Below are 9,152 nucleotides of genomic sequence, written 5' to 3' on the forward strand. Positions count from 1 at the left end.
TAGGCCGAACGGGTGAGCCGCGTGCGCGGGCGGGCGCCCGGCCGGCGCCCGCGAGCACCAGCGACCGCCGGGTCACGGGTGCGGCCCCACGTCCAGACCCGGCGGCGCGGGCCACTCCTGCGAGAGCCCGAGGCCGACCACGCTGTCCAGCCCCTCCCCGTACGTCCGCCCCGGCTCCCCGCCGGTGAGGAACCAGCACTCGAAGTGGTCGTCGAGGACCCCCTGAGCCGACGGCAGGAACAGCGTGAACAGCGGAGCGTCCGCGATGCCCAGGTCGTGCAGGGGCGCGACCCGCGGCGCGTCGCCGAGCACGAGCCGCGCGCGGGCCCGCCGCCCGACCGCGACGTCCGCCGCGCCGTCGAGGTAGACGGTCGACTTCATCAGCATCCCGCGGAACGCGCAGCAGTTGACCGCCGCCGCCTTCACCGGCAGCGCCGTGGCCGGCGGGCGCTCGATCTCGATGTACATCCCGAGCCGCCCGCCCACCTCGTACTGGCTGGAGACCGTCGTGTCGCCCACCCTGAAGTCGAGACTGGCCTGATGCTTCGGCATCCCCCAGATGCCCTTGCCGCCCTTGACCGAGATCTCGCTGCTCACGGGCAGGTCCAGCACGTACTGGCCGGTGCGGAAGGCGCCCCGCAGCAGGCCGGGGAGCAGCGGCGGGGCCGGCCGGGGGCCGTGGGTGCAGGCGAGCGCGACGGAGAACTCGATGTAGCGGCCGATGTCCGTCCGCAGGTAGTCGACGACCGTGACCAGGAGCAGCCCCTTGCCGCCGGGCAGCGTCACGGGGTGCAGCTCGTCTCCGGGCAGCAGCCGGGCCGCGGCCCGGCGGTCGACGGGGAATCCGGCCATCAGGGCGGGCGTGTCGACCGAGTCGACGGGCAGCTCGAACGGGATGCCGTCGACCAGGGAGTGGCGTCCCGCGAGCCGCCGCTGGCGACGCGGCACCGGGGACGGCAGGGCCGCGAGACCCCGCCGGCCGAGGTCCAGGAACCGGTTCATCGGGCGAGCTCCTCCAGGATCAGCGGGTACGTGTCGGTCGCCGCGCGGCGGCCCAGGAACACGTCGAGATGGCCGTAGCCGGGGAGCAGGTGCAGCGCGTCGCGGCCCGGCCGGTGCGCTTGCAGGAAGTCGTACGTGCGCTGCTGGGACTCGGCCAGGAAGCAGCGGTTGTCCTCGCCCGCGAGCAGCACGATCCGCGCGTCGGTCCGCGGCGCGCGCTCGGCGAAGGCCCGCGGCAGCCCCTCGATGCCCTCCGTCGACACCAGCTGCCCGGCCCGGACGCACCGGTTCATCTGGGCGAAGAAGGTCAACGGCACCTCGGCGAACTCACCGCGGATCCACTCGTGCGTCGCCTCGTCGAGGTTGGCGTGCGACCACAGCGCCGGCCGGCCGCTGCCGTACGTGAAGCTCACCATGCGGCACACCGTGTTCCGGCACTCCGGGTGCGTCGCGCGCACGCCCCACACCAGCGCCCGGGACAGCGGGCCGACCGGCCGGTCGCCCCAGGCCGGCGAGAGCGACGGCACCAGACGGGAGACCAGCGGCGCCAGGCGGGCCAGCTTGAAGGTGGAGAGCCGCGGGACGACCGGGTGCAGCGACACCGCGTTGCTGACCACCGTCTCCACCTGGGGGAGCAGCCCGGCCGTCAGGGCCATCATGAACGACGTCGAGCCCTGGCAGTGCACCACGGCCTTGAGCCGGTCCGCGCCGGTCTCCGCGAGCACCCGCGCCACGGCGGCGGGATGGTCGTACGCGGCGGCCTGGTCCAGCGTCCACGGCACCGGTTCGAGGTCGATCGAGGCCCGCCAGTTCAGCAGCCACACGTCCCAGCCGGCGTCGATCAACGCGTCCACGAAGGTGCGGCGCAGCGGCGGCCGGAACAGCTCGGCGCGCACCCCCGCACCGTGCGCGACGAGCACCGGGCCACGGGTGGGCGGGCGGCTTCCCCGGACGTGCACCAGGGTCAGCGGACGCCCGTCGAGCGCGGCCAGCGGCAGCACCTCGGTGACGTGGTCACGGCGGACCGTGGGAGGGTCCGGCGGGCCGGAGGCCGCTCCGGGGCCGCGGGCGGGCGGTCTGCGGGTCATGGCGGTCACGCTCCCCGGGAGATCACGAAGGGCTCCTCGATCAGCCGCACCGTCGGGTGGCGCACGGGCACCGGCCGTTTCGCGGGCACCGGCCGCCGCGTCGCCGGGGCGGCCGGGCCGGGCGCGTGGCGGGACCGGCCGCCGGTCGGGTCGTCGGCCAGCTCCCAGTCGCGGCAGACGGCGGTGAGGGCCAGCGGGTGGACGGTGAGGTCGCCGCCCGGGGCGATGTGCAGCCGCAGGAAGCCCTTGTGCTCCTCGATGGACTGGCCCGACATCTGCCATTCCGCCACCGGCCCGGCGCGCGCGGACAGCACCCACAGCGCGAAGACGCCCGAGCCCACGACCGCGCCGAACCCGGCGGCGACGGCCAGACAGACCGGCAGCACCGCCCAGCCGGGCCAGGACGCGGGGAAGGGCAGGGCCAGGGTGACGGCGAGCGCCGCCAGCGCGACCGTCGCCTGGGTCAGCGCCGCGACCGCGGCGGGGGACGGCGGGGACGCCCGCCGCCTCCGCAGCAGCCGGCTCAGGAACCCGAGCAGCAGCAGCCCCCCGGCCACGCCGAGACACACGGCGCCGAAGCCCCAGAAGGCGCCGACACCGGACCGGCGCACGGCGTCGACGGGCCGCGTCACGCCCTCCGCCAGCGCGAACAGGAAACTGGACAGCAGGAAGAGCCCGGCGTGCACCCCCGCGGCGAGCCGCGCGAAGCCCGAGTTGCGCCACGGCAGCCAGCGCCCCGACCAGGGCACCGCGATGCCCCGGGTGAGCCGCCGGGACGCGGCGGCGTCGGGGTACGTGGCCGCCATCCGGGCGAACTCCACCGGCGGATCGTCCTTGTCCCGCAGCCGCGACCCGTGCGGCGGCAGCGGCAGCACCGGCGGCAGCCGGTGGGTCGCCGCCAGATACGCGCCGCCGAGACCGCAGGTCACCATCTGGCGCCGGCGCGGATCGGGGCCCAGGGCACCCGGACCGGTGTGCGGGGCGTCGGGCGGCTCGTCCGGGAGCAGCTCGGCGTACCGGGCGTAGTGGTGCCGGTCGCCGGTCAGCCAGAGGCGGACGGCGGCGTGCGTGGGCCGCGGCTCGCCCGTCTCCCGGTCGACGTGCCGGCGGACCACGTTCCGGTCGAACCAGTGCAGGGCGTTGAAGGCGTCCGCGCTCCGGTCCGCGCTCTTCAGCCAGGTCGGCTCGGCCGAGCAGACGATCACCCCGTCCCCCGGCAGCAGGTGCGCCGACAGGTGCTCCTGGAAGTAGCGCAGCTGGGGATCGTCGAAGTACGAGCCGAGCTGGCTGTCCAGACCCACCAGCCACCAGCGCTCGGGCAGCCGCACACAGAAGTAGCTGCGGGTCTGCCGGGTCTGCCAGCCGCCGATCGGGCGCTGCTGGGTGAACATGCGGAGGAAGGCGGTGAGCCCGTCGTACCAGTCGTGGTTCCCCGGCAGCGCGACCAGCAGCGGCGGGTCCGCCGCCTCGGGCAGCGCGGCCCGGTACGGACCCTTCATCCGGTCCTCGTAGCCCTCCGCCGAAGCCGTCGGATACACCTCGTCGCCGCCGAGCACGAGCAGCGAACCCCGGGGGAGCCGCAGGGGTACGTCCCCGGGGGCGGCGCCCGGCGCCGCGGGATCCGGGGCGTCGGGGCCGGGTGCGACGGGGCCGGTCCCCGGGACGGAGAGCTCCTCCGCCGCCAGCGCCCACGCGACCGAGCTCGTCGCGTCGAAACCGTCGCCGAGGTCGGCCACGAAGTCGAACCACAGCTCCCGGGCGTCGGGCCGGCCCGGCGGGGCCTCCAGGAGCTCCGCCGGCAGGACGCCCTGGAACTCCCGCTTGTCCGCGTACCCGGCGAAGACCGCCGCGAGCACCACCTTGACCGCCGTCCGCGCCAGCTCCCCGGGGGACAGCCACCGCACCTGCTCCTGCGGGGTGAAACCGAGCGCGTCGGCGTGCCCGCGCAGCTCGCGCACCTTCACGAGGACTCCCCGGACGCCGTGAAGTGCGTGCCGTACACGTCCCACAGCTCACCCAGGAACAGGCGCCCGAAGCCTTCGAGCGCCCGCGCGGGATGCGGCCCGGAGGCCCGGAAGGTCGTCAGCTGGCGGGCGAAGTCGGCGGTGAGGATGACGAGGACGCCCGCGCCGAGCACCCGGGCGGCCGCGTCGCCGCCCTCCGGCACGTGCCCGGCCAGCACCCGCACGTACAGGGTCGAGGTGTCGCTCCACACGTCGGGCCCGGGGTCGTCGTGCACCTCCTTGCGCCCGACGAGGGTGAGCGGGTTCCCGCCCGGGTCGCGCAGGTGCAGCCGGTACAGCATCCGGCGCCGGGTGGGGTCGCCGTCGCGGGTGAACAGGTTGAACCAGCCGGCCTCCACGGGCAGCCGCCCGCCGAGGACGTCGCACACCACATGGCCCACCGCCCCGGCCTCGTGCCGGGGGTCCGCCACGAACCGGTCCACGTCGTCCGCGGTGATCGTCAGCCGGAACATCATGCGCTGGCCGCGCGCCCGGCCGAGCTCCCGCCCCTCCTCGGGGTCGGCGACGTCGAGGGCGAGGTACCCCCTCATCTCCTCGGTGAAGGACAGACTGGTCGGCCGCTCCCCACCCCCGCCGGAAGCCGAAGCCGGAGCCGGAGCCGAAGCCGGAGCCGAAGCCGAAGCCGAAGCCGAAGCCGAGGCGGTCGCCGAAGCCGTGGCCGTCGTGGGCCGCGTGCCCGTCGTCTCCAGGATGCGGCGGCAGGCCCGGTCGGCGAACGCGGCGATCGTGAGCGACGGATTGGCGCCCACCGGGCCCGGCAGGGCGGCGCCGTCGAGCACGTACAGGCCCGGATGCCCGAAGACCTCGCCGTACCCGTCGCAGACCCCCTCGCCGGGGTGGCGTCCCATCGGTGCCCCGCCGAGCGGATGCACGGTGACCACCCGGCGCGCCCACCACAGCGGGTTGTCGTGGAACGTGCCGCCGAGCGCCCCGGCGACGTCGGCCATGGTGGCGCGGACCCGCTCGAAGTAGCGGCGCGAGGTGAGCGTGGTCCAGTCGAGGTCGAGGTAGCCCCGGCGCAGGCTCATCCGGCCGTCCGGGACGTCCCGGCCCATGCCGAGCAGGGGCAGCGCCGAGTCGGAGAACACCCCCGGCCCGAGCAGCCGCGCGAGCCGCCCGCTGATGTTGCTCCGGGGCCCGGCGTCGAGGCCGAGGCGGGACCGCACCCTGTCCAGGCCGAAGCCCACGGTGCGGCGCAGGCCGCCGGAGACCTGCGCGGCCTCGGCGAGCCAGTCGACGAAGGCCGGGTAGCCGGCGTCCTCGACGTAGAAGCCGCGCCCAGTGGAACCGTCCCCGTCGAGTTCGTCACCGACCCGGATCGCGCTGGTGATCACGGGGCCGGTGCTGCTCGCCAGCCGCCGGGGCGCGCTGCCCGCGGCGCCGCCGGTGGCGTCCAGGACCAGCCCGAGGAGGTCGCCGTTGCCGCTGAAGCGGGTGCCGAGGGCCGGGCCGAGACCGGGCAGGGCGGAGCGGTTGCGCAGCAGCAGGAAGGTCGACCCGAAGGTGCCGGCCGCCAGGACCAGCCGCCCGCACCGGATGCGGCGCAGCGGCAGCCGGTCGGTGGCGGTGCGGTGTCCCTCGCGGGCCGGGTCGTGGACGACGTACCGCACCTCGTAGCCGCCGCCGGGCAGCGGGGCGAAGCCGCGCACCTCGCAGCGGGTGCGGAGGTCGGCGCCCCGGTGGCGCGCGGCCGACAGATAGGTGTGGTCGAGGGTGTTCTTGGCGCCGAGGTTGCAGCCGAGGTCGCACTCGCCGGTGAGCCGGCAGGTCTCCCGGGGCAGCCCGTGGAGGTTGCCGTAGCCGGGTTCGGGGAGCGGGGCGCCCGGGACCGGGGGGCCGTCCGGCCGGTCGGCGAAGGAGACGGCGAGCGGCGGCCGGGACAGCTCCAGGCCGAGCGTGTCGGCGGCCTCCCGCAGGGCGGCGGTCTTCGGCGTGTCCGGGTACGGGTAGGGCGTGCCGCCGAGCATCCGCTCGACCCGCTCGTAGTGCGGGTCGAGGTCGCCGCGGCCGATCGGCCAGTTCTCGTACCCGCCGCCGGGCAGCGGCGACTCGTGGACGAACCACTTCTCGTCCTTGCGCAGCAGCACGTTGGCGTAGATCAGCGACCCGCCGCCGAGACCGCTGGAGACGACGCCTTCCAGGCCGCGGAACGACCACAGGTCGAACAGCCCGTGCAGACCCTCGCTGGGGTCCCAGAAGTTGCGGGCCATGGCCGCGGGCGTCCGGGCGAAGCTGCCGGGCGGGTAGGGGCGGCCGCGTTCCAGGACGACGACGGACAGCCCGCCCTCGGCCAGCTGATGCGCGGCGACCGACCCGCCGAAGCCCGACCCGACGACGACCACGTCGACGCCTTCCACTCCGGTCTCGGCTGCGGCATCGGCTGCGTGCCTCATCGGCGATCCCCTCACGGGCGGCTCGGGACGACCGGTCCCGGTCCGACGCTAGGGTTCCGCGCGCCACCGCACCAAGCGGACGGCGCGTCCGGGGGACGGGCGCGGCGCGCGGGTGACAGCACGAAGCTCCCGGCGGTACGGGTGACCTCGGTCGAGGATCCGTACCGCCGGGAGCTTCGTCGCCGGAAGGCCGTGCGTCAGCCGGCGGTGCCGCGACGGGCGCCCCTGCGGGCGGAGTCGCCACGGCCCCGGGCGGCGCCGGTGCCGCCGGTGGCCGAGCCCGCGGACGTACCGCGGCCGGTGCCGCCCGACGTACCGCGGCCGGCGCCTCGGGCACCGGCCCTGCGGTCGCCGCCCTGGCCGGCCGGGGCCTGGCCGGAGCCCTGGCCGCCGCCGGTGGCGGGGCGACGGCGACGGGACCGGGTGCCGGACTCGTCGGACGAGGCGGCGGCGCGGGGGCCGCCGGAGGTGCGGGTCCTCGGGCCGTCGTTCGTGGCGTCCCCGGTCCTGGCGCCGCCGGTCCGGGTGCCGGTCCTCGGGCCGGACTTCCGGGCCGGGCGGGCGGCCTTCGGCGGCGTCGGCTGCGGGACCTCCAGCGTGACGGGCACGCCGGAGGGCTCGCGGGCGCCGGTGATCTCCGTCAGCTGCGGGTCGCTCGACGTGACGCGGGTGGTCCGGGGGCGGATGCCGGCGTGCGTCATCAGCTGCGTGACCTCCCGCTTCTGCTCGGGCAGGACCAGCGTGACCACGCTGCCGGAGGTGCCGGCGCGCGCGGTGCGGCCGCCCCGGTGCAGGTAGTCCTTGTGGTCGGTCGGGGGATCGACGTTCACCACGAGGTCGAGGTCGTCGATGTGTATGCCCCGGGCCGCGACGTTCGTGGCGACCAGGGCGGTGACCTGGCCGTTCTTGAACTGGTCCAGGGTGCGGGTCCGCTGGTTCTGCGAACGGCCGCCGTGCAGGGCCGCCGCGTGGACGCCGGCGGTCAGCAGCCGCTTGGCGAGCCGGTCGGCCGCGCGCTTGGTGTCGATGAACAGGATGACCCGTCCGTCGCGCGCCGCGATGCGGGTGGTGACGGCCTTCTTGTCGGTCTCGTCCAGGACGTGCAGCACGTGGTGCTCCATCGCGGTCACGGAGGCCGCGGAGGGGTCCGTGGAGTGCACGACGGGGTCGTGCAGGAAGCGCTGGACCAGGCGGTCGATGTTGCCGTCCAGGGTCGCCGAGAACAGCATGTGCTGGCCGCCGGGCTTCACCTGCTGGATCAGCTTGGTGATCTGCGGCATGAAGCCCATGTCGGTCATCTGGTCGGCCTCGTCGAGGACCGTGATGCGCACGTCGTCGAGGACGCAGTCGCCGCGCTCCACGAGGTCGTTGAGCCGCCCGGGGGTGGCCACGAGGACCTCGGCGCCGCGGCGCAGCGCGTTGGCCTGCTTGGTCACGGACAGGCCGCCGACCACGGTGGTCAGCCGGAGGTTGACCGCGGTGGCGTACGGGGTCAGCGAGTCCGTCACCTGCTGGGCGAGCTCGCGGGTGGGCACCATCACCAGGGCGAGCGGAGCCTTCGGCTCGGCCCGCTGACCGGCGGTGCGGGCGAGCAGCGCGAGGCCGAACGCGAGGGTCTTGCCGGAGCCGGTGCGGCCCCGGCCCAGGAGGTCACGGCCGGCGAGCGAGTCGGGCAGCGTGGCGGCCTGGATGGGGAACGGCGCGGTCACACCCTGCGCGGTGAGGGTCTTCAGTAGCCCGGCGGGCATGTCGAGGGCGGCGAAGTCGTCGACGGGGGGAAGTGCGGGGGTCGTACTTTCCGGCAGTCGGAACTCCCTGGGCGGCGTCGCGGAGGTTTGGGGCGACTTGGCGCGCCGGGTCGGCTTCTGGGCCTTGCGGGACATGCGGGGGGCTACCTTCCTGGAGAACAGCGCAAAACCGGGGTCCGCACCGAACGGTGCGGACCCCGGTGTGCAGATATCGTCAGGCGCTATTAGGCGGGGACGATGTTCTCGGCCTGCGGGCCCTTCTGGCCCTGCGTGACGTCGAAGGACACACGCTGGCCCTCCTGGAGCTCACGGAAGCCCTGGGTGGCGATGTTCGAGTAGTGGGCGAAGACGTCCGGGCCGCCGCCGTCCTGCTCGATGAAGCCGAAGCCCTTTTCCGAGTTGAACCACTTCACGGTTCCCTGTGCCATGACGTTCTCCTTCTGTAGGCAGAGGCCCCATCCGGAGATCCCGGAAAACAAAATGCGCCTGAAGAGAAGTATTCCCGTCAGACGCAAGAGGTTCATGGGTACCACAACTGCAACGCGACGAGCTTAACACAGTTGGAGCCTCGATGGGGCCGGACGCCCCTCCGGACCCAAGATCGACCGCGAAGTCGACCGCAGTGCCGATCATGCCGCTGACCACGGAGAACGCGGTGGGAGGGGCTCCCCGCGCCTGGTAGATTGATCTCCGTCGCCGAGGGGAACACCCCGCGGCCGGCACACACCTGTCCGGGTGGCGGAATGGCAGACGCGCTAGCTTGAGGTGCTAGTGCCCTTTATCGGGCGTGGGGGTTCAAGTCCCCCCTCGGACACCAGATCACGATCATCGCCGCGTGGCGGTGGGGGGGGGGGGAGACCGGGCGACCCCCCCCCCGCGGTTATGAGGAAAACAAAG

The 9,152-nt window shown here is 74.7% G+C and carries 6 protein-coding genes and 1 tRNA gene; 1 reads left to right on the forward strand and 6 read right to left on the reverse strand.

The window, feature by feature from the left end; genetic code table 11:
• Positions 1–72: 72 nt before the first annotated feature.
• The 6 genes from AB0Q96_RS27000 to AB0Q96_RS27025 form a co-directional block, all read right to left on the reverse strand.
• Positions 73–1,002 carry an acetoacetate decarboxylase family protein gene (locus AB0Q96_RS27000; protein WP_365329809.1) on the reverse strand — a complete coding sequence of 310 codons (930 nt, stop codon included), beginning with the start codon at positions 1,000–1,002 and terminating at the stop codon, positions 73–75.
• Entirely contained in the window at positions 999–2,090 is a 1,092-nt protein-coding gene (locus AB0Q96_RS27005; RefSeq protein WP_365329811.1) for a hypothetical protein, read from the reverse strand. The genes AB0Q96_RS27000 and AB0Q96_RS27005 overlap by 4 nt, the downstream gene beginning before the upstream one ends.
• Before the next feature lie 5 nt (positions 2,091–2,095).
• Positions 2,096–4,054 (reverse strand): hypothetical protein, encoded by a 1,959-nt coding sequence (locus AB0Q96_RS27010; protein ID WP_365329813.1) that lies wholly within the window; start codon positions 4,052–4,054, stop codon positions 2,096–2,098.
• Positions 4,051–6,507 carry a GMC oxidoreductase gene (locus tag AB0Q96_RS27015; protein WP_365329815.1) on the reverse strand — a complete coding sequence of 819 codons (2,457 nt, stop codon included), beginning with the start codon at positions 6,505–6,507 and terminating at the stop codon, positions 4,051–4,053. Before AB0Q96_RS27015 ends, AB0Q96_RS27010 begins: the two co-directional genes overlap by 4 nt.
• Positions 6,508–6,704: 197 nt before the next feature.
• A complete protein-coding gene (locus AB0Q96_RS27020; protein WP_365329817.1) occupies positions 6,705–8,390 on the reverse strand; it encodes a DEAD/DEAH box helicase in 1,686 nt (561 codons plus the stop codon).
• An 89-nt stretch (positions 8,391–8,479) separates the two neighbouring features.
• Complete coding sequence (locus AB0Q96_RS27025; protein WP_007502648.1) at positions 8,480–8,683, reverse strand: cold-shock protein; 204 nt, start codon at positions 8,681–8,683, stop codon at positions 8,480–8,482.
• Positions 8,684–8,984: 301 nt separating this feature from the next.
• Here AB0Q96_RS27025 and AB0Q96_RS27030 point away from each other — a divergent pair.
• Positions 8,985–9,072, forward strand: a tRNA-Leu gene (locus AB0Q96_RS27030).
• Positions 9,073–9,152: the final 80 nt, after the last annotated feature.

Origin of the sequence: Streptomyces sp. NPDC093111, from assembly GCF_040683955.1 — a bacterium.
GTDB lineage: Bacteria > Actinomycetota > Actinomycetes > Streptomycetales > Streptomycetaceae > Streptomyces.

Excerpts from the sequence above, each read along its gene's own strand:
- AB0Q96_RS27005 (WP_365329811.1), bottom strand. The coding sequence starts at position 2,090 with ATGACCCGCAGACCGCCCGCCCGCGGCCCCGGAGCGGCCTCCGGCCCG.
- AB0Q96_RS27025 (WP_007502648.1), bottom strand. The coding sequence starts at position 8,683 with ATGGCACAGGGAACCGTGAAGTGGTTCAACTCGGAAAAGGGCTTCGGC.
- AB0Q96_RS27000 (WP_365329809.1), bottom strand. The coding sequence starts at position 1,002 with ATGAACCGGTTCCTGGACCTCGGCCGGCGGGGTCTCGCGGCCCTGCCG.
- AB0Q96_RS27015 (WP_365329815.1), bottom strand. The coding sequence starts at position 6,507 with ATGAGGCACGCAGCCGATGCCGCAGCCGAGACCGGAGTGGAAGGCGTC.
- AB0Q96_RS27020 (WP_365329817.1), bottom strand. The coding sequence starts at position 8,390 with ATGTCCCGCAAGGCCCAGAAGCCGACCCGGCGCGCCAAGTCGCCCCAA.